This window comes from Testudinibacter sp. P80/BLE/0925, from assembly GCF_053570785.1.
Genome location: NZ_CM131636.1, coordinates 592,630 through 617,901, shown reverse-complemented (window position 1 = coordinate 617,901; position 25,272 = coordinate 592,630). Strand labels below are relative to the sequence as shown.

Below are 25,272 nucleotides of genomic sequence, written 5' to 3'. Positions count from 1 at the left end.
CATGAAGAAAACAGGCTATTTCAGTGATACCTATCACAGAATGCTTCCTAGCTGTTAATAAAATAATTATTTCACTTGTTTGGTTGGTGAAATGTTGTTTTTATATAAATGCTGTTTTTTATTTAATGATAATAAGGAGGACATATGATAACGCAATGTAATACAACTTATTCAGCAACGTGGGAATCGGTAAAAACACATCCGTTGCCCGATTGGTATGATGATTATAAATTCGGTATTTTTATCCATTGGGGAATTTATTCCGTTCCTGCTTTTGCGCCGCTCACTTGGGAATTAGGTGAAGTGGATATTGATGAACAATGGTTTTGTAATAATCCTTATGCCGAGTGGTATTTCAATTCAATTAATGTTAAGCGTGGCCCGACCTATGAACATCATGTGAAAACCTATGGCGAAGCATTTGCGTATCGTGATTTTTTGCCGCTATGGAAAGCGGAAAAATGGCAACCGACCGCGTGGGCGGAATTATTTAAACAAGCCGGCGCAAAATATGTGGTGCTCACCACTAAACATCATGACGGTTTTTGTTTATTCCCGAGCCGTTATACCGATTACCATTGTCTGAATTACGGGCCGAAACGGGATATTCTCGGCGAACTGAAAAATGCGGTCGAAGATGTCGGCTTAAAAATGGGCGCGTATTATTCCGGTGTGATCGACTGGACTTACTCTTCAGCACCGATTTTTACCGAAAGCCAAAATATGTCGAATGCCAGTCCGACTTACGCTTATGCGGATTATGCGTTTAATCAGGTATTGGAACTGATCGATAATTATCAGCCGTCGGTATTATGGAATGATATCGGCTGGCCGAAACAAGGGGAGCATATGCTGCCGACCCTATTTTCCCATTATTACAATCGTGTGGCCGATGGTGTGGTGGACGACCGTTGGAACGGCTTGTGGTGCGACTTTACCTCGAAAGAATACAAACACGGTGAAGCCTCGCGCCAGCGTAAATGGGAGATGTGCCGCGGCTTGGGCTTATCTTTCGGTTATAATCAAAATGAACATGATGACGATTTAATTTCGGTGAAAAAATTGGTTTCGCTATTAGTGGAAGTGGTGGCGAATAACGGCAATTTATTGCTGAATGTCGGGCCAAAAGCCGACGGCACAATTCCAAGCGGACAAGTCGAACGGCTGCAGGGGTTGGGCGAATGGTTGCAGACCAATGGCGAAGGGATCTACGGCAGCCGCTGTAGTCGGCGCGAATCTTACCCGAAGCATGAATTAACCTTCCATTTCACTCGCAAAAATCAAGATTTATATTGTTTTGTTGACGGTTTGCATGAAGGGGAAAATCAGTTCGGTTTGCCTTGCCAAACGGAAGTGGTCGCGCTGAATCCGGCAGTCGAATTTTCACAATGTGTTGTGCAGGGAGAAGTGAATATTACACTCAAAAATTATCAAGCGGATTGGCATGTGGTCTGTTTTAAAGCCGTTCAGGGCGAATAATCAGGAGGAATCATGACTACATTTAGCCAAAAAATGATCACCTATATGGATCGCTACGTCACGCCGACGGCACAACGTTTGGAAAAACAACCGCATATTTCTGCGATTCGTGACGGTTTCATCGTGGTGCTGCCGTTTTTGATTGTCGGTAGTTTTATTATGATTTTACTGATTCCGCCGTTTGATCAAAACACCACCAACAGTTTTGGTATGGCATGGTGGCGGTTTGCCACTTGGGCGAGCGATTACGGTTGGACGTTTTTCCAAATGTCGTTTAATGCCATTTCGCTGTTCACCTCGGCCAGTATCGCCTACAACCTTGCCAAAGCCTATCGGCGCGAGCCGTTGCCGGCGGCGTTTTTATCGGTGATGACCTTTTTGTTGATTGCGGCACCGGTTAAAGACGGTGCAATGGACATTAAATTTTTCGGCGGTATCGGGCTATTCTCGGCGATTTTTGTCGCCATTTACACCGTAGAAGTGACCCGTTTGCTGGAATATTTAAATATCCGCATTCGCTTGCCGAAAGAAGTGCCAAGTGCGGTTGCCGAATCGCTGAATATTGTGATTCCTATTTTGGCGATGTTGGTTACTATTTTCCCGTTTTCAATTTATATCGAACACGCGATGGGCGTCACCATTCCGCAGTTAATCATGGATTATATGGCGCCGTTGATTAAAGTGAGTGATTCCCTTGGGGCGATTATACTGTTCGTATTTGCGACTCACTTGCTTTGGTTTTTGGGGATTAACGGTTCACTCGTGTTAATGCAATTGTGGACACCGTTTCTACTGCAAAATATGGCGGCAAATTTAGCCGCATTGCAGGCAGGCGAGCCGCTACCGTTTATCGTGACCAATTCGTTTTGGGATTTTTATATTGTACACGGCGCGTCCGGCGGGGTGATAGCGCTTGCCTTTTTATTGGTTCGCAGCCGTTCTGCCCATTTGCGTTCGATCGGCAAAATCGGCTTAGTCCCGTCCTTTTTCTCTATTGGCGAGCCGATTGTCTATGGCGTACCGATGGTGGTCAATCCGCTGTTCTTTATTCCGCTGATTTTTGCGCCGATGGCAAATGCGGTGATCGCCTATTTGATTTTGGATTTTGACTTGATTCATCGGGTCTATCTGATGGCACCGTGGACAACCCCTGCCCCGATCGGCGCTTATTTAGTCTCCGGCGGTGATGTTTGGGCACCGGTTTTAAGTATCGGATTAATTATTCTGGATATTTTCATCTATTATCCGTTCTTTAAAGCTTATGAGCGAGAGTGTGTGAAGCGAGAGCAAGAGAAGGATCGAGAATTGGCTCAGCAGCAACAGCCCGTTTAATTATCTTTTTCCATTTAATACAAAGCCACCGCAACGGTGGCTTTGTCAGTGATAAATTATCCGTTTTATAATTCAATGTTGAGTTGCCGATAAGCCCGTCTGGCTTTTTCCAGCGCGGTTTCCACGCTTTCGTCTCGCGCTAAAACAACCCCTAAACGGCGGTGGCCGTTCACTTCGCCTTTGCCGAACAGGCGTAGGTTGGTGTTGGCTTCGGCTAGGACTTGCTCTAAATTGCCGAACCGCACTTGGCTTGATTTGCCTTCGACCACAATCGCTTTGGAGGCGGACGGGCTGAACAACTCAATATTCGGAATCGGTAAGCCGAGAATCGCGCGCGCATGCAGGGCAAATTCGGACAGTTCCTGTGAAATCAGGGTGACCATGCCGGTGTCGTGCGGGCGGGGGGAAACTTCGTTGAAAATCACCTCGTCGCCGCAAACAAACATTTCCACCCCGAAAATACCGCGTCCGCCTAAACCGGCGGTGATTTTGCCGGCAATCGCTTCCGCTTTGGCAAGTGCGGTCGGCGACATCGCTTGCGGCTGCCACGATTCGCGGTAGTCGCCGTCGATTTGGGTGTGTCCGATTGGCGGTAAGAAAGTGGTGCCGTGGATGTGGCGCACGGTCAGCAAGGTGATTTCATAATCGAATTTAACGAAGCCCTCGACAATCACCCGTCCGCCGCCGGCGCGCCCGCCCTGTTGCGCATAATCCCATGCCGTTTGTAATTGTTCCGTTGATTTAATCACGCTTTGCCCATGGCCGGAGGAACTCATAATCGGTTTTACCACGCACGGCACGCCAATTTCCGCTACCGCACTTGCAAAATCGGCATAGTTATCGACAAAACGGTAGTTTGAGGTCGGCAAGCCCAGTTCTTCGGCGGCAAGGCGGCGGATTCCCTCGCGGTTCATGGTTAAGCTCGTCGCTTTGGCAGTCGGGATCACGTTAAAGCCCTGTTGCTCCAATTCCAGCAACGTCGCGGTGGCAATCGCCTCCACTTCCGGCACGATATAATCCGGTTGCTCTTTTTCCACCAAGGCTTTCAGCGCGTCGCCGTCCAACATCGAAATAGTGTAGGCGCGGTGCGCCACTTGTTGCGCCGGGGCGTTTGCGTAGCGATCCACCGCAATCACTTCCACGCCCAAGCGTTGCAGTTCAATCACCACTTCTTTGCCGAGTTCGCCGGCGCCTAACATCATCACTTTGGTGGCGGAAGGGGTTAATGGGGTTCCGATAGTGGTCATGGCACTTCCTTTTTCATTTCGCAAATAAACAAAAACCGAGCGCAACGGCTCGGTCTTGATCAAATTAAATCAGGTTTAAATCCAGGGTTAAATCGTCATTTTTATTAATGCCTATTTTGCGCGCTAAAATATGACGGGCAATATCCTGTGCTTCTTGCAGCGAATGGTCGGTGTAAGTGCCGCATTGGTATTTGTTCAATTCGGGAATATCATTTTGGCTTTGTACCTTCAGTACATCTTCCATCGAGGCAAGCCATGCGTCGGCGACTTGCTTTTCCGTCGGGGTGCCGATCAGGCTCATATAAAAACCGGTGCGGCAGCCCATCGGCGAGATGTCGATGATTTCCACTTGATCGCCGTTGAGGTGATCGCGCATAAAACCGGCAAACAGATGTTCCAAGGTGTGCACGCCTTTCATCGGCATAATTTCCAGATTCGGGCGGCAGAACCGCAGGTCAAACACGGTGATGTCATCGCCTTTCGGGGTGCGCATACTCTTTGCCACGCGCACTGCCGGGGCGTTCATTTTAGTATGGTCAACGGTAAAACTGTCCAGTAACGGCATATTTTTTCCTTTTTCGTTTTAATTTAAAAAATTTTCTGATTACGGTGAACTTTCCGTTCGTTGCTCGGTCTTATTATACAAGCAACCTGCAGTTGTTTTCTAATAATTAAGTTGGTTCCTTAGGTTATTTACGCTCTCATTCGAGAGCGTTTTTTTTTGCCCGCGCTTATGCCGGCTTCGTTATGCAGGCTTAGCCGCTGTTTTGCTGTGCCAGATAGCAATCAAAATCGAGCGTGTCCGCCTGTTCGATGGCGTGCTGCCGTGCCAGTGAATCTTGCGCGATTTGTACCAATTGTTGTTGATTTAAAGTGCGGTAAGGCTGCGATAAAAGCTGTTGTTTAAACTTTTCCGCCTGCTGATCGGCAAAGTGCCCGATACCTTGGCGTAGGCAATCCGTTAAGACTTGTGCCGATAAGGTGAATTCCGGATCGGCAAAAGCACGGCGCAGATCTTGGCAAATCTGCACATACCCCTGTTCTTGCCCGACGCAATCCACGACTTCCGCCAGTTGCAGCAAATCATCGACTATCCGTTCGCCCATGGCTTGCAACGAATATTGGCTACTGTCGCAGCCGACGCCGATGGTTTGCCCCGGCTGCCGTCCTGCCAGAATCACTTTATTCCAGTTTTTACGGCAACACAGCTGTTCCGAATCACCCAACGGTTCGGCTTCCGCCAATTCGCACCATAACATAAACAGATCGAGGAAATAAATTTGCCGTTCGCTGATCCCGATCGCCGCATACGGATTGACGTCGAGGGAACGCACTTCCACATATTGAATCCCGGCACGTTCCAAAGCGGCGACTGCTCTTTCACCGGCTTGTGTCACCCGCTTCGGACGGATTTGCGCATAGAATTCGGCTTCGATTTGCAGCACATTGGCGTTGAGTTGGTGATATTTTTTACCGTCCGTCCATTGCCGTTGTTCGATGTGTGCAAAGTGCGGTTCCGGGCGACGGGTGGCGGCGCGCAATGCGCGGGTGTATTGGTTTAATTCATTGTAATTAATGCCTAAATTGGCTTGGGTGTTGGTGGTGTAGCCTAAATCGCTTAAACGCAGCGAGGTGGCATACGGCAGGTATAAAAAGCCGTGCGGCGAACGTTCAAACTCGATATCGGTTTTTCGCCCTTGTAAAAAACAGCTGCAAATTGCCGGCGAAGCGCCGAACAGATAGGGGATTATCCAGCCGTAGCGCAGGTAGTTACGAATGATATTCAGATAGCGCGCCGATAACCGCACTTGCTGTTCGTGCTCACTTAATTCGCCGAAACGTGCCTGCCAATAATTTTGATCAAAGGAAAAATTATAGTGGATGCCGGCGATAGTTTGCATTAATGCGCCGTAACGGTTCTTCAAGCCTTCGCGATACAGGGTTTTGAATTGCCCGAGATTCGAGCTGCCGTATTGCGCCAAGATAATATCGCTTTCATCATTGATAAAACAGGGCATACTCATCGGCCAAAACCGCTCTTGCCCCATTTTTTCCAAGGCGAAGCGGTGCAAGTCGTGCAAAAAATCGGTTAACTCACCGGCTTTTTCCCGCACCGGGGTGACGAACTCCAACAGGCTTTCGGCAAAATCGGTGGTGATCCACGGATGGCATAATGCCGAGCCCAAGTGGGCGGGGTGCGGGGTGAGTGCCAGATGGTTGTCCGGCAGGAAACGCAAGGTTTCCCGTTCCAAACCCCGTTTGAAATGTTGTACTGCCTGCGGATGTTGCTTCAACCAGGCAAGTGCGGTATCCAGTTTTGGTAACACAATAACATCCTCTTAAAAGGCACTCAGACCGATCAATAGCAAATAGCGTAAGCCTTTGCCCAAGGTAATCAGTAGTAATGCCGTGATCCAATGTAACCGTAGCCAACCTGCGGCTATGCAGAGCAGGTCGCCGATGAACGGCAACCAACTGAAGAGCAAGCTGAGGCTGCCGTAACGCGCGAACAGACGCAGTCCTTGCCGTTGGCGGCGGTTGAGCTGTTGCCATTCCGGCACGGCAACCATGCGTCCGATGGCATAACTGGTCATGCCGCCGAGTGCGTTGCCTAGGGTTGCCGCCAACCAGAGCCAAAAAATCTCGCTCGGCTGGCTAAAACTCTGCAGCAGTAACAAGCCGCTAAACACCACTTCCGAGTTGCCGGGCAATAGCGTGGCGCTCAAAAAAGCGCTGGCGAACATCAGTAACCACTGGTTTTGTAACGCCCAATCGGGCAAAACCGTCAACAACCAATCGGCGAGCATATGCGGTGATTATGCCTTTAACAGCCGGTTATCACGCACGTCAAACACATCCATTCCGGCGGCGTGCGCCGCTTCGATTCCAAAATCCCCGTCTTCGAACACCAAATTTTGCGTCGCTTCGACCCCGATTAATTCGGCACAACGTAAAAAGGTATCCGGCGCCGGCTTGTGTGCGGCGACATCGTCGGAGGTGACGGCAATGGCAAAATAGCGGCGTAATTCAAATTTTTCCATTAACAGATCGGTCATCAGCCGATGGGCGCCGGTGCCGAGTGCCATTGGAACTTTACCATGGAAAGCCTGCACAATCGCGAAAGATGGCAGCAAAGTAGCTCGTTCTAACACCAGTTTCATTCCTAATTCGCGTTTTTTCAAGGTGACTTCTTCCAACATACTCATCGGCATGCCGCCCTCACGCATAATCGCTTCGGCAATGGTGTAAGTAGGGGCGCCGCTCAGTTGGTACATCAGTTTGCCGTTTAAGGCGTAGCCGAAATAGTCGCCGGTTTGGCGCCACGCTTCTTCATGGGCCGGCATGGTGTCGATCAGCGTGCCGTCCATATCGAAAATTAAGCCTTGATAACCTCGGATAATTGCCGGGTCGAGAATCAACTTGCTCATAATGCCACGCCCAAATCCAAAATGATTTTGCCGAGGGTGCGCCCTTGTTCCAGTTGTCGGTGCGCTTGTCGAATCTCGGCGAGCGGATAGGTGGCGGCGATTTCAATATTAAGCGCTCCCTGCGCTAATTTCGCCAGCAATTCCGTCAGGGCGGCGGCATTCGGTTGCGCCATGATTTTTTCCACCTGTAGGTGGCGGCTTTCCCCCGCTTGCTGCAATAACGGCACATGAATGGTCGGCACGCAGATCACCCGTCCGCCTTGTTTGACCGCACTTAGCGCTTTGATACCGGCTTCGCCGCCGACCAGATCCAAGAAAATATCGGCATTGACTTCGGGATAGACTTCAAGTGCGGTGTAATCTAAGCAGCGGGTCACGCCCAGCTTCTCGACATAAGCCTGTTTCGCCGCCGAACAAATTGCCACGATGTCAACCGGCAGTTGCTTTAACAACTGCAGCACTAAATGCCCGACGCCGCCGGCAGGCGCGGAAATCAGCACTGTTTGTCCGGCTTGCAAATTCGCCTGTTTTACTAATTGAAGTGCGGTCACGCCTGCGGTCGGCAAGGCGGCGGCTTGTTGCAACGCAACGCCGTCCGGCACGCGCGCGACTAAATCAGCATTGACCGCAAAATAACGGCTGTAAGCGCCGCCGTCGAAAGTCAGCACCGCCACGCGTTCGCCCACTTGGAAGCCGCTGTTCGCCCCCGCTTTGGCGACGATACCCGCGGCGTCAAACCCCAATATTGCCGGAAATTGGCTTTTAAATTTTTCCGCCCCCCAACCTAAGCCCATTCGGGTTTTATAATCCACCGGGTTGATCGCGGCAAAATGGGTTTCAAACAGGATTTGCTCATCGGCAATCTCCGGCAACGGCAAGTGCGGTTGCAGAGTCAAAACATCGGCTGTACCGAATGCGGAAATGGTTGCGCCGTAGTTGGTTAAGGTCGTTGGCATGGTTGGTTTCTCCTTTTAGACGTTCGGCAGTTTGCTACGGTAAAGACTAAGAATACCATTTTCGCCGGCAGGAATAAGGATTTTTTTGTTATATCAAAGATAAAAAGGGGGTAAAACAGCCGCTGTTTCCCGTATTGAACCGAAGCGGCTGCCAGTCTGTCGGGCTGTCGGGGCTAAACCCCTTTATATTGCAGGTATAACACCGTTGCCGCGACCCGCGAGTTGACGTTGAGTTTGCGCAGCATATTGCGGATATGCACTTTCACCGTTTCTTCGGAAATAAACAGGGTTTCGGCGATCTGTTTGTTTGACATACCTTTGGCGACCAGTTCTAAAACCGCACTTTCACGTTCGGTTAAGGATAACAGCGGTTCCGGCGACACTTGGCGTTGTTGCAGTTGATATTGTACTTCCGGGCTATACACTACTTCGCCGCGGGCAAGTTGCTGTAACTGTTTTAATAGCAGATCCGGTTCGCTGTCTTTTAACAAATAGCCGTCGGCCCCGGCATCGACCAAGGCGAAAATGTCGGCTTTGGCGTCGGAGACGGTCAACACCGCAATGCGTGCCGTCACGCCGTATTGTCTGAGCTGTTGCAGGGTTTCCAGCCCGCTTAATCCTTTCATGTTCAGATCAAGAATAATCAGATCCGGTTCGGTTTGCCGCGCCAAGCGGATTCCCTCCATGCCATTGCTGGCTTCGCTAATCGAGCCGAATTCCGGTTCCAATTCGAGCAATTGGCGAATGCCACGGCGCATTAACGGGTGATCGTCAATGATTAGGATACGATAGGATTGCGACATAATTTCCCCACATTTACGTAGATAATACCAATCAAGGTTTTTATTATACCGCTTTTTTCACCGCATTAACTTTACCTTGATCATAATATTGCAAATGTTGTTGGCTGTGAAACGGCACAACTTTGTCTTCGCCCTGATGGCGGATCACTTGGTAGAATTGCGGGTAATTGAAGCTATAGCCCTCGTAGCGGTTTTCGCTATCGAAACGGCTCATGGTATAAATTTTATTAATCTCTTTAATTTTATTGAATTTTTCGTCTTTGCAGCGATAGTAAACCTCCGGATTATTGTCCTCATCCAAAATATACACGTTGAAGCTGTTGTCTTCGTTGTCTTCAAAGAAAAATTGCAAAAAACCTTCGCTGGCAAATTCGCCGATAGCGGCGGGGAAGTGATATTTAGGGTGTTTGGTTGCGCCATTGTCGTATTGATCGCTTTTCGGCGGCGCTGTCGTTTGCTTCAGCTGAGTATTGGCGGTACAGCGGATAATTCCGCCTTCTTCAATTTTCAGCCCGCGGCTTTCATAGGAAAAATTCCAAATTCTGCCGGCAACTTGTAAGCGGTTGATCGAACGTTTATTTAAAATCGCACTGACTTGGGTATTGATACATTTTTTGATTAATTTTTCAGTCACCGCCAGCATTTCACTGCGATAGCGCTTGCTGTAACAATAAACTTGCACTGATTCCAGCGGGTGTGCGCCACGATGGATTTTATGTGCCAATACTTTTAAACAATTTAAAATGGCGTGTTCGCCTGCAAAGTGCAACGTACGGATTTCGTTCCAGCGGTTGCGGTAGATCAGATCAATGCTGCCGACCAGACTTTGTTGTTTGGGTCCGAAATTGAACAGGTCATTCGACAGTACTTCACGCCGTTGATTGCCGCGAATGGTTTCGGTCGGATCATGACTGAGGTTGACGGCGACGAACAGATTGCGCAGTTCGCACGGATGGCTGAGATCGTCGTTACTCGCCGGCGCGACTTGTTGTGGAAACGACAAACGCAAATCGGTGGCAAACTGCTGGATTTTACTCAATTCGATGGTTTGGCTGCGCACCGCCAGCCGGGTTTTGGCGCCCAACAAACCGTTAAAATATGCCCAAGCGACTAATTTGCCGATGTTCGGGGCATACTCGACATAGCGATCCGTCGAGCTGGAAATCTGTTGCAAATTGCAATTGATCAAATGCCAGCCGTCTTTGACCGCACTTGAGTTGCGCACTTCAACCAACATCAATTCGCTTTCGGTGATGTTATCCACAATTTCACGGTTAAACAGCGTGACTTTTTCCGGCAGCACTTCAAACGCGGTATATAATTTGCGAGTTAAAATACTGATGTCTTCCGGCATTAAATCGGCGGATATTTTCTGTTTGCGGGCAAAGGTGATCAGGTTGCGATAACCTTGCATTAGCAGCTCGACCAGATTGGAATAGAAGCTTTTGACTTGCTTGATTTTCCAATCGGCATGGTTGTTTAAATGAGCGATCGATTGTGCCGACCAGTTCCAATCGGCGATTAAGCGTTGCAATTGTTGCCGGCGCGGCGCAAATTGAGGCTGATTGCTCTGATCGCGGTTGGCTTTGATATAAAAGCAGCGGCGCACCAGATCCAAACGGCGGAAATCGTTAATTTTCAGCAAATGTTCGGTTACTTGCTGCAACATTGCCAAATACGGATCGAAATCGTGATCCACTTGACTGCCGGCGAGCAATTGCTGTTTAAATTGTTTGGAAATCAGATTGCTGTGCGGATAGTCCGCCATTAAGGTTTCTAAAAACAGCACCTTTATCACCGATTTATACGGCGAATCAATCGCTTTAAACAGGTGCCACAAGGTTGCGCCGAAATATTCATTGGCGGTTAGCGCCCCCAAACTGCCGAAGTCGACCCATTCGTCACGTCGGATTTTGCCTTCTTCGACCCATTTATTCACCACGGTGTCGTAATGCTCCTCATTATTGATCGGCAAATGCAACCATAACAACGGTTTGCCCGCCAAGCGGATCGCGGAACGGTAGAATTCATCCAACAACAGCATATATTGGCTGCTGCCGCAATGATCGGTGGTGAGGGCTTCGGAATAGGTGATGTTGCGGAAATGGTTTTCATCCAACAGATAGAAATTGGCTTCGACATTCAATCCTTGGATCCATTTTTGGATCTGCAGGGTTTTTTGTAATAATTTATTCCGTTGGCCGGCGCTTAAATCGGTTTGGTGGCAAATCCAAATATCGAGATCCGATAGGCTGTTTTGGGTAATCGAGCCGGTGCTGCCCATGGCATACACGCCGAGCAATGCCGCCTCAGGGTTGCACTGTTGCTGTTGTTGCAGGGCGGTATATTGCGTTTCCGGCAGAACCTGTTGCAGATACCGTCGTTGGTAAGGGCTGATTTGAAAATCAGCAATGCCCGCCGGAGAATCGCTGACGAAACCCGGGAGCAGAGGATCATTGACATTTAATAGCAAGGGCAATAATTGAAAGACGTGGCGAAATTCATCGGATGTGCCGGTCAGAGCCCTTTGATAGCGGGTTTCATCTAGCGCCGCTACTAACTGTTTAGCAGATTTAAGATAACTACTCAAAAAAACAATCTCACAACAATCAATTAGTAATTTGTGACTGAGGTCACATTTATAAAATAATGTGCCAAGCCTAACACTTAACATCTATAAGGTAAAGATCGGCTAAATTTTTTTAGTAAACTAATTAATTGTCAGGGATATTATACGAATAGCGATATTGTTCCTTATGTCTGGGTAATACGTAAAGCCACCTGTTATGCTTTGATTTTATTGAAGATAATATAAATTCATCCGGTTGAGCCGCAGCTGTAAGGTGACTTTGTCACCGACGGCAAAATGCCGGGTTGAATAGGCGGATAACCGCTGGTTTTCCAGTTGCAGTTGATATTCGAAAGTATGCCCGAGAAAATGGCTGGCAACAATGCTTGCAGGCACGCCCTCACCGTCGGTAATAGGGTTCAGGCGTAATTCCTGTGGGCGCACCAGACAACAGAGCGGTCGGTTCGGATCAATCGCCGTGCCGTTTGCCAGGGTCAGCGGCTGTTCGCCATGCAACTCACCCAATACCGAAAGTGCGGTATGCGAGTTAAGCAAATCGCAGGCAAGGTAATTACTGTGTCCCAAAAAATCGGCGACAAAACGACTGCACGGTTGCTGATAAAGTTGTGCCGGCTCACCGAACTGCACGATTTTGCCCTGTTCCATTAAGGCAAGTTTATCGGCAAACACGAACGCCTCTTCTTTGCTGTGGGTAACAAAAATCGCCGGCACTTTTTGGCTTTTCAAAATACTTTTGATTTCGTCAATCAGTTGATAGCGCACTTGGCTGTCGATATTGGAAAACGGTTCATCCAACAACAATAAATCCGGTTTACACGCCAACGAACGCGCAATCGCCACCCGCTGCTGTTGTCCGCCGGATAGTTCGTGCGGATAACGTTTTAAGAACGGCGACAATTTCACCAACTCTGCCATTTCTGCCACAATCGCTTGTTGTTCGCCACGCTTAAGTTTGCCGAGCCCGAAAGCAATATTTTCCGCCACCGTCAGATGCGGAAACAGTGCATAATCCTGAAAAATCATGCCGATATTGCGCTGTTCCACCGGAATCTTCGCCAAATCGCGTTGATTGAGTTCAATTTTGCCTTGCGCCAGCGGCACTAATCCGGCAATCGCTTTCAATAGCGTGGTTTTGCCGCAACCGCTGGCGCCGAGCAGGCAGAGAATATCATCATCGTGCAAATCTAATGCCAGCTTGTGCAGCACCGCTTGTTCATGGTTGTGCGCATCGTACTGTACGCTTAACTCGGTAATTTTTAATGCTTTCATCAGGATTTCTCAGCTAAAGTGGAGGAGGCTTTTTGCGTGGAGGACAACAGCGAGCGGGTGAGGAAAATCACCGGCAGCAAACCGACCAACACTAAAAACACCGCCGACAGTGAAGCTTGTTCCAATTGTTCGTCGGATGTCAGGGTGAAAACGTGGGTTGCTAGTGTATCAAAATTAAACGGGCGTAACAGCAACGAAGCGTTCAATTCTTTCATGCTTTCCAAAAACACCAGTAAAAGTGCGGTCAGCATACCTTTGCCCAATAACGGAAAATGCACCCGACATAACATTTTCTGACTGTTGTAACCCAACGTACGCGCCGCCATATCCAGCGACGGCGCAATTTTATCCAGCGATGTGCCGATACTGCCGATACTCATCGCCGAAAAGCGGATAATATAGGCAATAACCAATGCGAACATCGAGCCGCTGAAAAACAGCCCGATCAACGGCAATTCTAAGCTTTTCAATAAGTTATTTAACAGATGATCCGCCCCGATTAACGGAATCATTAAACCGATTGCCAACACAGTGCCCGGCACGGCATAACCGAGCGAGGAAAACGGCAAACCGTAACGAGCCAAATAGTATCCCGCCCCTTTTGGCTGTTGTTGCAAGCGACGGAAAAATAACAAGATCAATGCCAACAACACGCTGATCAAGGCGGCAATCACCGAGACACGCAAACTGTTGTAGGCATACAGCCAAAACTTATCGTTCCACGACTGTTCAAAATAGTGATACGACCAATAGAGCAGTTTGGCAAGCGGAATAAAAAAGGCGAAAGTGACCAAACCCCAACAATAACTCTGCGCCAGCCACAGCCGCCAACCGCACAGCCGACGCATTGGCTGTTGCCGTTCATAGCCGCGTTGATAGAGTTTCTGCTTACGCCGCCCGTGCCGTTCAACGCTTAATAATAAGAAAATCAACAACAGCATTAACAGCGAAATTCGTGCTGCCGTGCCCAGATCATTCAACCCGAGCCAAGTATCGTATACGGCGGTGGTCAGGGTCGGCACGGCAAAATAGGAAACCGTACCGAAATCACCTAGCGTTTCCATTGCCACCAACGCCGTACCGGTGGCAATCGCCGGACGTGCCAGTGGAAAAGTCACTTTTTTGATTAACTGCCAGCCGTTAATGCCTAAAATCTTCGCACCATGATTGAGATTTTCCGATTGCTCCATTAACGCAATCCGGGTCATCAGAAAAATATACGGATACAGCACCAACGCCAACACTACGCACGCACCGCCCAAAGTGCGGATCGACGGAAACCAGTAATCCAACGCATTTTCCCAACCGAACAGATGGCGCAAAAAGCCCTGTACCGGTCCGGCGTAATCAAGCAAATCGGTATACAGATAGCCGACCAAATACGGCGGCATGGCAAGCGGCAAGCACAGCACCCATTGCAAGGTGGCTTGACCGCGAAAACGAAAGGTGGAGACAACCCAACTGCACGGCAGGGCAAACAACAGACTGCACAGCACAGTGCCGACAATCAATAAAATCGAGTTTTTCAGATAATCAAACAGCACCGTGTTCCACAAATGCGACACGCTGTCGCTGTCATTGGCAGCAACCGCCTGATAGAAAATCGCCGCAATCGGCAACAGAAAAAAGGCGATCAATAAAACCGCACTTAAAAACCAACAAACACGCCAAATATTTTTCATTTTTATTTCATAAAACAGCAGGGCTTAAAAAACAGCAAAGAGCGGTAAAACCGCTCAAAGAATAAAATGGAATTTCAGCCCCGGCGGGGCTGATTTATCCTTAACCCTGCAGGCTTGTGTACAGGGAGTAACATATTACAAATCAAACTTCACTTCATCTACTAATTTTAACGCTTTGTCATAGTTGTCCGCGATGGTTTCCAGCGCGATGGTGTCTGCTTTAAACTTGCCCCAAGATTGGACTTGCGCAGAATACGGCACGCCCGGTTTTACCGGATATTCGTGGTTCAGTTCGGCATAAGTTTTTTGCGCGCTGTTGCCGCTCAGGTATTCCACCAATTTAATGGCATTGGCTTTGTTCGGTGAATATTTTGCCACTACCACGCCGCTGATATTCACATGTGTGCCGTAGCTGTCTTGGTTAGGGAAATTCAAATAGGCCGATTCCGCCCAGCTGCGTTGTTTTTCATCGTCTAACATTTTACCGTAGTAGTAGCTGTTGCCGATAGCATAATCACACACGCCTTCTTTGATCGCTTTCACTTGATCGCGGTCGCCGCCTTGCGGTTTTTGCGCCAAGTTGGCTTTCAAGCCCTCTAACCATTGTTTCGCTTTGGCTTCGCCGTCGTGGGCAATCATCGAAGCGACAAGCGAGACATTATACGAGTTTTTGCCCGAACGCACACACACTTTGCCTTTGTATTCCGGCTTGGCAAGATCGTAATAAGTGAAACTCGGCGGCAGTTTGCCGACGCGATCTTTCGAGCTATAGATCACGCGTGCGCGGGTGGTCAGTGCGAACCACTGGTCTTTAGAGTCACGATATTGTGCCGGGATATTTTCTTCCAATACATGGCTGTGAACCGGCTGTGCCAAACCGGCATTCACCACGTCCATCACCCGTTTAATATCCACCGTCAGCACCACATCCGCCGGGCTGAGTTCGCCTTCGCGTTTCAGACGCTCAACCAAACCTTTGTTATCAAAAATCAGATTGACTTTAATACCGGTATCTTTTTCAAAATTTTGTAAAATCGGCTCGATTAAGTACGGTTGGCGATAAGAATAGACATTCACCTCGGACGCGATTGCCGAAGTTGCCATCACCGCAGAAAATCCCAACGCAATCGCTACATGACTTTTTTTCATTATTACTACTCCATTGCTGTTATCAGATCTAAATTCGGTGTCAGTATAGGGGAAATCGAATCCTAATTCAAAAGAGAATTATTATCATTGAATCAAAAATTTGATCTGGATCACATTTTATGGCTAATCTTGTCAAAACTGAGCGGGCTTTACTTTTTTCTCCGCGCAGGACTGCACTTTCGCGTTAATTAAGGTAGAATCAAAAAATCCACTTCTTTATAGCGACAATATCAGAGGTCAACTATGCCGTTTAATTTACGTAACCGTCATTTTCTCCGCTTAATGGATTTCACCCCGCGCGAAATTCAATTTCTACTGGATTTATCTGCCGATTTGAAAAAAGCCAAATACAGCGGCACGGAGCAACCTCGGCTAAAAGGTAAAAATATTGCGCTGATTTTTGAGAAAACCTCAACCCGCACCCGCTGCGCATTTGAGGTGGCGGCGTTCGATCAGGGGGCAAACGTCTCCTATATTGGTCCGAGCGGTTCGCAAATCGGGCATAAAGAGTCGATGAAAGATACCGCACGCGTGTTGGGCAGAATGTATGACGGCATTCAGTATCGCGGTTACGGACAAGAATTGGTCGAAACCCTCGCTGATTATTCCGGCGTGCCGGTGTGGAACGGGTTGACCGATGAATTTCACCCGACCCAAATCCTTGCCGATTTCCTCACTATGCTGGAACACGGCAACGGCAAACGCTTAAACCAGATGAAACTGGCGTATTTGGGCGACGCACGTAACAATATGGGCAACTCCTTTGTTGAGGGCGCGGCATTAATGGGCTTGGATCTGCGTTTGGTGGCGCCAAAGCAGTTTTGGCCTGAACAAGGGTTGTTAGATGAAGTGGCGGAGATCGCCGCTGAAACCGGTGCGAAAATCACCTGCACCGAACACGTCGGCGACGGCGTAAAAGCGGTGGATTTCCTTTATACCGATGTCTGGGTGTCAATGGGCGAACCGGCGGAAGCATGGCAACGGCGGCTTGAACTGATGAAACCGTATCAGGTTAATCGTCGGTTATTGGCGCTGACCGGCAATCCGCAGGTGAAATTCATGCATTGTTTACCGGCATTCCACGACGATCAAACCACGGTCGGCAAAGAGATGTTGGCAAAATATGGTATGAACGGGTTGGAAGTCACTGACGAGGTGTTTGAATCCGACGCTTCAATCGTATTTGACGAAGCGGAAAACCGAATGCATACGATTAAAGCGGTGATGGTTGCCACCTTAGGCAATTAAAATTAGCCGATTACTATTTTATCGGTCAGGCGTGCTGCCTGACCGCACTTTGACTATGATGAGGACATTATGACAAAAATTATCCATACCGAAAAAGCCCCTGCCGCGATCGGGCCTTACGTACAAGCTGTGGATCTGGGCAATCTGGTGCTGACTTCCGGGCAAATTCCGGTTAATCCGAGCAACGGCGAAGTGGCGCAAAGCATTCAAGCGCAAGCGCGCCAATCGTTGGAAAATGTGAAAGTGATTATCGAACAAGCCGGTTTGCAGGTGAAAGACATTGTCAAAACCACGGTATTCGTGAAAGATCTGAATGATTTTGCGAGCTTAAACGCAGAATACGAGGCCTTTTTTAAAGAAAACAACCACCCGACTTTCCCGGCGCGCTCTTGCGTCGAAGTCGCGCGCCTACCGAAAGATGTCGCTGTGGAAATTGAAGCGATTGCGGTGAGAAAGTAAAAGATAGGTTATATACCATGCGATTTCCGTGTACGCTTTTCAGCGTACACGGTTAAGCACGGATGAGGGGCTTTGCCGACTGTAATATGCGCTATATTGAGCAAACCGATTTATTCAACCCACTTCACCACTTCTGAAATTGGTTTACGGTATTTGGATTTAATCTCTTTGGCACGATAACCGAAGGTTACCATCACCGATACGCCCCATTCCTGCGGCTCAAAGGCGCCGCTTTCGGCAAGAACACGATTGACCTCGGCATAATCAAAACCCTCGATCGGGCAACTGTCGATACCGATCAACGCTGCGCCGGTCATCATATTTGCCAAGGCGATATAGGTTTGCTTGCTGCACCAATCAAACAGCGTGCGTTCGCTTTCCAGTAAATTCATATCATGGGTTTGAAACTGCCGATACATCGCCAAGGTTTTCGTCATTTGTGCCTCGTTAAGACCACGTTTTTCCAAACCTTGACGGAAGAAATCGGAATCATAACGGGCATTTTTCTTGGCTAACAGCACCACCAAATAACTGGCGTCATCCACTTGCGTTGCCATCCCCCAACTGACCATTTTCAGTTTCTGGCGTAATTCAGAATTCTGTACCACCAAAAACTGCCACGGCTCGGAACCGACCGAACTCGGCGACAATCGCCCACATTCCAAAATATAGTCAAAATCTTCACGGCTGACTTTTTTCAGCGGATCATAATGCCGTGTCGCCGCACGAAAATGAAACGTATCTAATACTTGTTGTTTGCTGATTGTATTCATTTACTTGTCCTATTGATTTTTGCGGCGCTCCGTTACACTTTTCCCGCCGATCCCCCAATTATCCATCCCGACCTCGTCGATCACCACCACCGTGGTTTCCGGATTTTTATTGAGCACCCGCGCCAACAGCTCGGTGACCCCTTGAATTAACTCGGCTTTTTGTTCAGCGGTTGGCGCTTCACGCCCGCCGGTCACTTTGATATTTACATAAGGCATGATTTACTCCTAGTTTGATGAGCTGTTGTTAACTGTAGCGTAGATTGCGTGATTATTCACGTGGAATACGAATTTTTAATATCTGCTTGGCTGTCTTGGATAACTAAAATGTTCTAGGATAGCACTTATGAGAAAAAGTCGATTAAGTTGATATAAACAGAGCCGTTGGTCGGTGCAAATAAAAACACTGCGGAATTTTACTTTCATCGCTTACGTGAAATCATTTATCGTTATGATGCGGAAGCCGGATTATCAGAGGGTGAAATTGATGAACGTTATTTTGGTGGAAAACGGAAAGACGGACGTGGTCGAGGTGCAGCAGGAAAAGTGCCGGTATTCGGATTTTTAGCGCGAAATGGCAAGGTTTATGTTGTTGTGATACCCCGATTGAAACCAGACATCCTTGTTTATACAGATATGCTCAAAAATTATGATGTGCCGGATTCTTCGGAATTTAAACATTATCGGATAAATCACAGTGAAAGATTTGTGGAGAAACGCAACCATACTATGGAATTGAGAATTTTTGCAGTCAAGCCAAACGCGATTTACGCCAAAAAAATTGATCTGCACCCCAAAAGTCGGACTCAAAAACCAACTAACTAAGGCGCAGATTTTTATGACAAAACTCCTTGAGGGGAATTGGGGTATTATAGGCATTATGGCAAGTGCGGTATAGCCGATTTCACATTTTCCCTTTCCCTTGATTAAAATGAAATAAATTTTTCAATTAGTGATAATGGCAAATAATGCCGTTTTGTTACTGAAAAACACGCTTTTTGTAAATTATTTCATTGGCAATCCCTCAAAATTTGATCTGTATAGCAAAACCGAAGATTGATGATTGCCAACCCATAAATTGAAACGTATATTTCATAATTGAAATGTCAATTTTCATTTTAAGCTTTGTCTTATTGCTTATTACAAAGATGAGGAAAATCGTATGTTAGCTTTTATATCATTTGTCGGATTCACCGCACTTGTTGCCGTCATTGCCTGGTGGTACACAAAAAATGACGATCTCAGCCATTCGGAAGGCTATTACCTTGCCGGTCGTTCACTGACCGCCGTTTTTATTGCCGGTTCAATGATGTTGACCAACCTTTCCACCGAACACTTGGTCGGTTTGAACGGCTTGGCGTATCGTTCCGGCTTTATTGTTATGGCATGGGAAGTGATGGCGGCGATTACCATCGCCATGTTCGCCTTTTATTTTTTACCGAAGTACCTGAAGCTGGGGATTGCCACCATTCCTGAATTTCTGGAAAAACGCTTCGATAAAGGCACGCTACTCATCACTTCATTACTGTTTTTAGGCTGTTATGTCATTTCGTTGTTACCAATCGTACTCTATACCGGCGCATTGGCATTAGAAAGCCTGTTCAATGTTTCCGCGGTATTCGGGGTTGATAAAACCACTTCCCTATGGTTTATTGTATGGGGGGTAGGCATTTTAGGTTCAATCTACGCAATCTTCGGTGGTTTGAAAGCGGTGGCGGTGTCTGACACCATTAACGGGGTCGGCTTGTTGGTCGGCGGGATTATGGTGACGGTATTGGGGCTGATGTATGTCGGTGACGGCAATGCTTGGACCGGTCTGAAAGAAATTTATCATGCCAATCCGGAGCATTTTAATTCCATCGGTTCTGCCGATTCGGTTGTGCCGTTTTCAACACTGTTTACCGGTTTAATCGTTTCCAATATGTTCTTCTGGTGTACTAACCAATCGATTATTCAGCGTGCATTAGGTGCAAAAAATCTGAAAGAAGGGCAAAAAGGGGTGTTATTCTGCGCCTTCCTGAAGCTATTAGGTCCATTATTGATTATCCTGCCGGGGATTATTGCCTTCCATATTTTCCAAGGGAAGTTGGATATTCCTGATCAAGCCTATCCGGATTTGGTGCACTTGGTCTTACCTGATGCCTTGGTCGGTTTCTTTGCCGCGGTGGTGGTCGGGGCGGTGCTGTCCACCTTTAACAGTGCCTTGAACTCTTCGGTGACACTATTCTCACGCAATGTGTACAAAGTCCAGATTAATCCGGATGCCAGTGACACCAAGCTGGTAAACGTCGGTAAAGTGGTCGGGATTATTCTAGCGATTGCCGCCATGATTGTCGCCCCGCTGGTTGCCAATGCCCCGGATGGCCTCTTCTATCTGATTCAACAACTGCAAGGGGTATTCAATGCACCGATTTTAAGTGTGGTCGTCGTTGGTTTGCTGACCAAACGCGTACCGGCGATTGCAGCGAAATTCGGCTTGATTTTCGGCATGGCGGCATACATTCTGTGCAACTTTATCCTGAAAGTCGATTTGCACTTCTTCCATTTGGTCGGCTTACTGTTTGTCATCAATGTGGTGATAATGCTGTTGATCGGTCATTTCAAACCGATGGCAACGCCATATCAAGAAGTTTATACCAACCAAGTGGATATTGAACCTTGGGCGTATGTCAAACCGGTTGCATTGGTGATTACGCTACTGTCATTGAGTATGTATATCTTCATGGCGAATAACGTACCGACCTTGGTTTGGATTGGTTACTACTGTTTTGCCGCGGCAACCGTCTTGTACTTCCTGTATGTTTTTGTCCAAGAACGCAATAAGCAATTAAAAGCAACGGCATAACCTCGCGTTATCAAGCATAAAACCCCGTCTGGCGTGCCATGATCTGCACCCCAAAAGTTGGACTGCAAAACCAACTGACTAAGGTGCAGATTTTTATGACTAAATATACCCAAGTATTGAAACAACAAATCGTTGAATATTATTTTCAACATCATCAATCTATCAGCAAAACCGCAACACATTTTCAGGTTGCCCAACGCAGTATTCGCCAATGGATTGCACAATATCAATATTCCGGTCTTGATGGGCTAGCCGTCCTAGATATACCACGAAAATATAGGCTTGAAGATAAACTGAAAGCCATTGAATATATACAACACACCGAACTGACCTGGGCGTATCAAACGGCAGTGTTGTTTATCAATGGTTGCAACGGTTCAAAAAATTTGGCATAAATGGACTGATTGATAAGCCCAAAGGACGACCAGCCATGAATAAATCGAAAAAACACGTTAAGCCATTAACGCCGTTAAAAGATTGAACAGTGCACGGCGGAAAACACGCAACGAGCCAGCGTAACCAGTTGATCATGGCGGAGATCAAAGACTTGAAAGAGGGCGTGGCGGCGGTGGAAGAGTGTGTGCGCTCGGAGCATGATATGGTGAAAAGTAATGAAGTGTTTTATCGCCTGATGAAAGCGGATGAATATCAATAATGCCAACACAACGGAAAATTATTGCGATTGTGCCGGCGGTAGGAAGCGGCAACTCTACTTGCACAAGAGTTTGGAAGTGATTTGGCTTTTTAAATAAGACCGATTTTATCTAAATAAATAATCTTATCAACACTATCTATCGTTGTTTAGCAATGAGCAATACTCACACGAGTAATTTTTATATAAAGCCCTGCAATAAATAAACGTTGTTTCTGTCCGCCAGAAAGGTTTGTCCCAATTCTCCAATAATTGTTTCATATCCCATTGCAATTCTCGCGCAAGCGACGTTTGCCGTAAATATATCCGAATTTTCGCTGCGATCGCCCAACGCCGCCGCTTCGGAAACCGCTTTCCGTTGCCGGAAAACGGTTCATGTAAGTTAAGTTGAGGCTTATTTGTTGTTAGATAACAATGAACGGTAAATGATACCGCCGATTATCGCGCCAACGATTGGTGCTAACCAGAATAACCATAACTGTTCAACCGCCCAGCCGCCTTGGAATAAGGCAACACCGGTACTCCGCGCCGGGTTGACCGAGGTATTGGTGACCGGAATACTGATTAAGTGGATCAGGGTTAAGCCCAAACCGATTGCAATCGGGGCAAAGCCTTTCGGCGCACGCTCATCGGTCGCCCCCATGATGATGATCAGGAAGAAAGCGGTTAATACCACTTCAATCACCAATGCCGCGCCTAAGCTGTATTGGTTTGGCGAATGTTCGGCATAACCATTGCTGGCAAAACCGCTGGCAGCTGCGTCAAAACCGGCTTTACCGCTGGCAATAAAATATAATACCGCCGCCGCCGTAATTGCGCCCACAACTTGAGAAATGATGTATGGCAGTAATTCTTTCGCGCTGAAACGACCGCCGACCATTAATCCTACCGAAACCGCCGGATTGAAGTGACCGCCGGAGATGTGACCGACGGCATATGCCATGGTTAATACGGTTAAACCGAATGCCAATGCAACACCGGCAAAGCCGATACCCAATTCAGGATAAGCCGCTGCCAAGACCGCACTTCCGCAACCGCCGAATACCAACCAGAATGTGCCGAAGAATTCGGCAAAATATTTGTTCATACTAGGATTTCCTTTCATTAGCTTACAAACGAGCAAATATTACCCTGTTGGGATTCAGGCTACAACAATATTTACACTCGATGTGATGTTTATATTTTGTACCAAGAAGGAAATAATTGACTAAAATTGATAACAAACCCGCGTTATATTTTATTTTCCGGACGGTTTGCCATTCATAAGGAGTTTTAAGTGGTTGGGTAAAGATATGAATTAAATTTAAAAAAGGATGTAAAACTTGTTTTCTGAATGGAATCAAGGGATACTGAAACCGATGGATATAGTAAAGAAGGGCAGCGTATATGACGGCAGACAATTTTAAGGTCGCGACCATTCAAATGGTTTCCGGCACCGATCTCAATCATAATATCGACACGATGCAGGCGCTCGTGCGTAAAGCCGCGAATGCCGGGGCAAAATGGGTTTTGTTACCGGAATATTGGGCGTTAATGGGGGCGCATGAACAGGATAAATTGGCGATTGCCGAGCCTTTTGGCGAGGGCAGATTACAGACCTTATTATCCGAATTGGCAAAAGAATTGCAGATTGTGTTATTCGCCGGTTCGATTTCACTGCACAGCAGTGAAGAAAACAAAGTATTAAACAGTATGTTGGTGTATGGCGAACAAGGCGAATTACTCTCCCGTTACGATAAAATCCATCTGTTCAGCTATAGCGGTCAAGGCGAAAGCTATTGCGAAGCCGACAGTATCCAAGCCGGGTATCAAGTGCCGCAATTGCAAATCGGCGAAATCAGTGTCGGGCAAGGGATTTGCTACGATCTGCGTTTCCCCGAGCTGTTCCGCACCCAAGCGCCGTATGATGTGTTGATGTTGCCGGCTGCATTTACCTATACCACCGGTAAGGCACATTGGGAATTATTATTGCGTGCAAGAGCGGTTGAAAACCAATGTTATGTAGTTGCCGCCGCCCAAGGCGGGCGCCATCAAAGCGGACGTACGACCTTTGGTCACAGCATGATTATTGATCCTTGGGGCGAGATTATCAGTGGTGTCGGCGAGGGCGAAGGGTTTGCCATGGCTGAAATCAATTTTAGCCGCTTGCGTGAGGTTCGCCGCCAGCTACCGGCATTAAGCCATCGTCAATTATTTGTACGCACTTGATTTTATGTCGGTTGCGTGACAGCTGATCACTTCAGTTGCCCGTGCTGTGTCACGGGCGCTGTTTTTATAGAATTTTTTTACGACTTAGCGGTTTAAAATTCCATTTTTAACCGATTTCAAGTTAAACTATTCCCCATTTCACCACAAAAAGAGAACAGGCAATTATGCGAGTATTGATTATCATTCTGGGCGGTTTGTTGTTGCTGTTTCAGTACAGTTTTTGGTTCGGCAAAAACGGCTATCGCGATAATCAGGCGGTGCAGCAGGAAATCGAACAGCGCACGGCGGAAAACACGCAACTGAGCCAGCGTAACCAGTTGATCATGGCGGAGATCAAAGATTTGAAAGAGGGCGTGGCGGCGGTGGAAGAGCGGGCGCGCTCGGAGCATGATATGGTGAAAAGTAATGAGGTGTTTTATCGCCTGATGAAAGCGGATGAATATCAATAATGACAACACAACGGAAAATTATTGCGATTGTGCCGGCGGCAGGGAGCGGCAGCCGCATGTTGCAGGATAAACCGAAACAGTATTTGCTACTGAACGGCAAAACCATTTTGCAGCACACCTTGGATGTGCTGTTAAGCTATGCACCGATTGAAAAAGTGATTGTCGCAGTGGCAAAAGACGATCCCTATATTGCGCAACTGGCATTAGATCAATCGCCACGCATTCAGTTTGTCGTTGGCGGTGCAACGCGTGCCGAATCGGTGTTTTCCGCATTGCAAAGTGCGGTTGAAAGCGATGATGGCGAGAGCTGGGTGTTGGTGCATGACGCGGCGCGCCCGTGTTTAACCCATCAGGATTTGGATAAGCTGTTGCAAATTGACGATCCGAACGGCGCGATTTTGGCTTATCCGGCAATCGATACGATTAAACGCGCCGACGGTCAGCAACGGATTCAAGCCACCGAAGATCGTTCGCAGTTATGGCATGCTTTAACGCCGCAATTTTTCCCGACCGAACGTTTGTGCGCCGCCTATAAATCGGCGATTGCGCAGAACTTAACCTTAACCGATGAAGCCTCCGCAATGGAGCTCGCCGGGTTTAGACCGCACTTGGTGCCGGGGCGCTCGGATAATTTAAAAATCACCCGCCCGGAAGATCTCGCCTTGGCGGCATTTTATTTACAACGGAGAGAATTTACAACGGAGAG

Annotated in this window: 23 protein-coding genes and 3 pseudogenes; 12 read left to right on the top strand and 14 right to left on the bottom strand. The window is 47.7% G+C overall.

Annotated elements, in window-relative coordinates:
• Window positions 1-144: 144 nt before the first annotated feature.
• The gene (locus ACWA5Z_RS03080) at window positions 145-1,479 is read left to right on the top strand and encodes an alpha-L-fucosidase (RefSeq protein WP_431053861.1); all 1,335 of its coding nucleotides are present in this window, start codon (window positions 145-147) and stop codon (window positions 1,477-1,479) included.
• A 12-nt stretch (window positions 1,480-1,491) separates the two neighbouring features.
• Complete coding sequence (locus ACWA5Z_RS03075; RefSeq protein ID WP_431053860.1) at window positions 1,492-2,811, top strand: PTS sugar transporter subunit IIC; 1,320 nt, start codon at window positions 1,492-1,494, stop codon at window positions 2,809-2,811.
• A gap of 65 nt (window positions 2,812-2,876) precedes the next feature.
• Here ACWA5Z_RS03075 and purT read toward each other — a convergent pair whose 3' ends face one another.
• From purT to ACWA5Z_RS03020, 11 genes are all read right to left on the bottom strand, one after another.
• Window positions 2,877-4,058, bottom strand: a complete 1,182-nt coding sequence (gene purT / locus ACWA5Z_RS03070; RefSeq protein WP_431053859.1) for a formate-dependent phosphoribosylglycinamide formyltransferase — start codon at window positions 4,056-4,058, stop codon at window positions 2,877-2,879.
• A gap of 64 nt (window positions 4,059-4,122) precedes the next feature.
• Window positions 4,123-4,623 carry an S-ribosylhomocysteine lyase gene (luxS, locus tag ACWA5Z_RS03065; RefSeq protein WP_431053858.1) on the bottom strand — a complete coding sequence of 167 codons (501 nt, stop codon included), beginning with the start codon at window positions 4,621-4,623 and terminating at the stop codon, window positions 4,123-4,125.
• A 190-nt stretch (window positions 4,624-4,813) separates the two neighbouring features.
• Window positions 4,814-6,385 carry a glutamate--cysteine ligase gene (gene gshA / locus ACWA5Z_RS03060; RefSeq protein WP_431053857.1) on the bottom strand — a complete coding sequence of 524 codons (1,572 nt, stop codon included), beginning with the start codon at window positions 6,383-6,385 and terminating at the stop codon, window positions 4,814-4,816.
• Window positions 6,386-6,397: 12 nt separating this feature from the next.
• Complete coding sequence (locus ACWA5Z_RS03055) at window positions 6,398-6,865, bottom strand: YqaA family protein (RefSeq protein ID WP_431053856.1); 468 nt, start codon at window positions 6,863-6,865, stop codon at window positions 6,398-6,400.
• Window positions 6,866-6,874: 9 nt separating this feature from the next.
• Window positions 6,875-7,474, bottom strand: coding sequence for a beta-phosphoglucomutase family hydrolase (locus tag ACWA5Z_RS03050; protein WP_431054277.1), 600 nt, complete (start codon window positions 7,472-7,474; stop codon window positions 6,875-6,877).
• 8 nt (window positions 7,475-7,482) lie between these two features.
• Entirely contained in the window at window positions 7,483-8,442 is a 960-nt protein-coding gene (locus ACWA5Z_RS03045) for an NADP-dependent oxidoreductase (RefSeq protein ID WP_431053855.1), read from the bottom strand.
• A 173-nt stretch (window positions 8,443-8,615) separates the two neighbouring features.
• Window positions 8,616-9,245 (bottom strand): response regulator, encoded by a 630-nt coding sequence (locus ACWA5Z_RS03040; RefSeq protein ID WP_431053854.1) that lies wholly within the window; start codon window positions 9,243-9,245, stop codon window positions 8,616-8,618.
• 43 nt (window positions 9,246-9,288) lie between these two features.
• Window positions 9,289-11,835 carry a class I adenylate cyclase gene (locus tag ACWA5Z_RS03035; RefSeq protein WP_431053853.1) on the bottom strand — a complete coding sequence of 849 codons (2,547 nt, stop codon included), beginning with the start codon at window positions 11,833-11,835 and terminating at the stop codon, window positions 9,289-9,291.
• Between the two features lie 207 nt (window positions 11,836-12,042).
• Window positions 12,043-13,104: an ABC transporter ATP-binding protein gene (locus tag ACWA5Z_RS03030; protein WP_431053852.1), complete on the bottom strand. Its 1,062-nt coding sequence runs from the start codon at window positions 13,102-13,104 to the stop codon at window positions 12,043-12,045.
• Window positions 13,104-14,786 carry an ABC transporter permease gene (locus ACWA5Z_RS03025; RefSeq protein ID WP_431053851.1) on the bottom strand — a complete coding sequence of 561 codons (1,683 nt, stop codon included), beginning with the start codon at window positions 14,784-14,786 and terminating at the stop codon, window positions 13,104-13,106. Before ACWA5Z_RS03025 ends, ACWA5Z_RS03030 begins: the two co-directional genes overlap by 1 nt.
• A gap of 135 nt (window positions 14,787-14,921) precedes the next feature.
• A complete protein-coding gene (locus ACWA5Z_RS03020; protein WP_431053850.1) occupies window positions 14,922-15,935 on the bottom strand; it encodes a Fe(3+) ABC transporter substrate-binding protein in 1,014 nt (337 codons plus the stop codon).
• 243 nt (window positions 15,936-16,178) lie between these two features.
• Between ACWA5Z_RS03020 and argF the strand changes: the two genes are divergently transcribed.
• Both argF and ACWA5Z_RS03010 read left to right on the top strand, forming a co-directional pair.
• Window positions 16,179-17,183, top strand: a complete 1,005-nt coding sequence (gene argF / locus ACWA5Z_RS03015; protein ID WP_431053849.1) for an ornithine carbamoyltransferase — start codon at window positions 16,179-16,181, stop codon at window positions 17,181-17,183.
• A 69-nt stretch (window positions 17,184-17,252) separates the two neighbouring features.
• Window positions 17,253-17,642 (top strand): RidA family protein, encoded by a 390-nt coding sequence (locus ACWA5Z_RS03010; RefSeq protein WP_431053848.1) that lies wholly within the window; start codon window positions 17,253-17,255, stop codon window positions 17,640-17,642.
• A gap of 110 nt (window positions 17,643-17,752) precedes the next feature.
• Here ACWA5Z_RS03010 and ACWA5Z_RS03005 read toward each other — a convergent pair whose 3' ends face one another.
• Window positions 17,753-18,415: an NAD(P)H-dependent oxidoreductase gene (locus ACWA5Z_RS03005; protein WP_431053847.1), complete on the bottom strand. Its 663-nt coding sequence runs from the start codon at window positions 18,413-18,415 to the stop codon at window positions 17,753-17,755.
• A 9-nt stretch (window positions 18,416-18,424) separates the two neighbouring features.
• A complete protein-coding gene (locus ACWA5Z_RS03000) occupies window positions 18,425-18,631 on the bottom strand; it encodes a tautomerase family protein (RefSeq protein WP_431053846.1) in 207 nt (68 codons plus the stop codon).
• 165 nt (window positions 18,632-18,796) lie between these two features.
• On the opposite strand from ACWA5Z_RS03000, the pseudogene ACWA5Z_RS02995 reads away from it, so the two are divergent.
• The 5 genes and pseudogenes from ACWA5Z_RS02995 to ACWA5Z_RS02975 all read left to right on the top strand — a co-directional run.
• A pseudogene (locus ACWA5Z_RS02995) lies at window positions 18,797-19,194 on the top strand (transposase); the annotation flags it as partial.
• Window positions 19,195-19,574: 380 nt separating this feature from the next.
• A complete protein-coding gene (locus ACWA5Z_RS02990) occupies window positions 19,575-21,257 on the top strand; it encodes a solute:sodium symporter family transporter (protein WP_431053845.1) in 1,683 nt (560 codons plus the stop codon).
• A 95-nt stretch (window positions 21,258-21,352) separates the two neighbouring features.
• Complete coding sequence (locus ACWA5Z_RS02985) at window positions 21,353-21,652, top strand: helix-turn-helix domain-containing protein (protein ID WP_431053844.1); 300 nt, start codon at window positions 21,353-21,355, stop codon at window positions 21,650-21,652.
• Window positions 21,625-21,738 carry a hypothetical protein gene (locus ACWA5Z_RS02980; protein WP_431053843.1) on the top strand — a complete coding sequence of 38 codons (114 nt, stop codon included), beginning with the start codon at window positions 21,625-21,627 and terminating at the stop codon, window positions 21,736-21,738. Before ACWA5Z_RS02985 ends, ACWA5Z_RS02980 begins: the two co-directional genes overlap by 28 nt.
• 27 nt (window positions 21,739-21,765) lie before the next feature.
• Window positions 21,766-21,912, top strand: a pseudogene (locus ACWA5Z_RS02975) (septum formation initiator family protein); the annotation flags it as partial.
• 391 nt (window positions 21,913-22,303) lie between these two features.
• Here the strand turns inward: ACWA5Z_RS02975 and aqpZ are convergent.
• Window positions 22,304-22,996 carry an aquaporin Z gene (gene aqpZ, locus ACWA5Z_RS02970; protein ID WP_431053842.1) on the bottom strand — a complete coding sequence of 231 codons (693 nt, stop codon included), beginning with the start codon at window positions 22,994-22,996 and terminating at the stop codon, window positions 22,304-22,306.
• 299 nt (window positions 22,997-23,295) lie between these two features.
• On the opposite strand from aqpZ, the gene ACWA5Z_RS02965 reads away from it, so the two are divergent.
• The 3 genes and pseudogenes from ACWA5Z_RS02965 to ispD all read left to right on the top strand — a co-directional run.
• Window positions 23,296-24,117, top strand: coding sequence for a carbon-nitrogen hydrolase family protein (locus ACWA5Z_RS02965; RefSeq protein WP_431053841.1), 822 nt, complete (start codon window positions 23,296-23,298; stop codon window positions 24,115-24,117).
• A 164-nt stretch (window positions 24,118-24,281) separates the two neighbouring features.
• The gene (ftsB, locus tag ACWA5Z_RS02960; protein WP_449343113.1) at window positions 24,282-24,566 is read left to right on the top strand and encodes a cell division protein FtsB; all 285 of its coding nucleotides are present in this window, start codon (window positions 24,282-24,284) and stop codon (window positions 24,564-24,566) included.
• Window positions 24,566-25,258, top strand: a pseudogene (gene ispD / locus ACWA5Z_RS02955) (2-C-methyl-D-erythritol 4-phosphate cytidylyltransferase); the annotation flags it as partial. The gene ftsB and the pseudogene ispD, both read left to right, overlap by 1 nt.
• Window positions 25,259-25,272 lie beyond the last annotated feature (14 nt).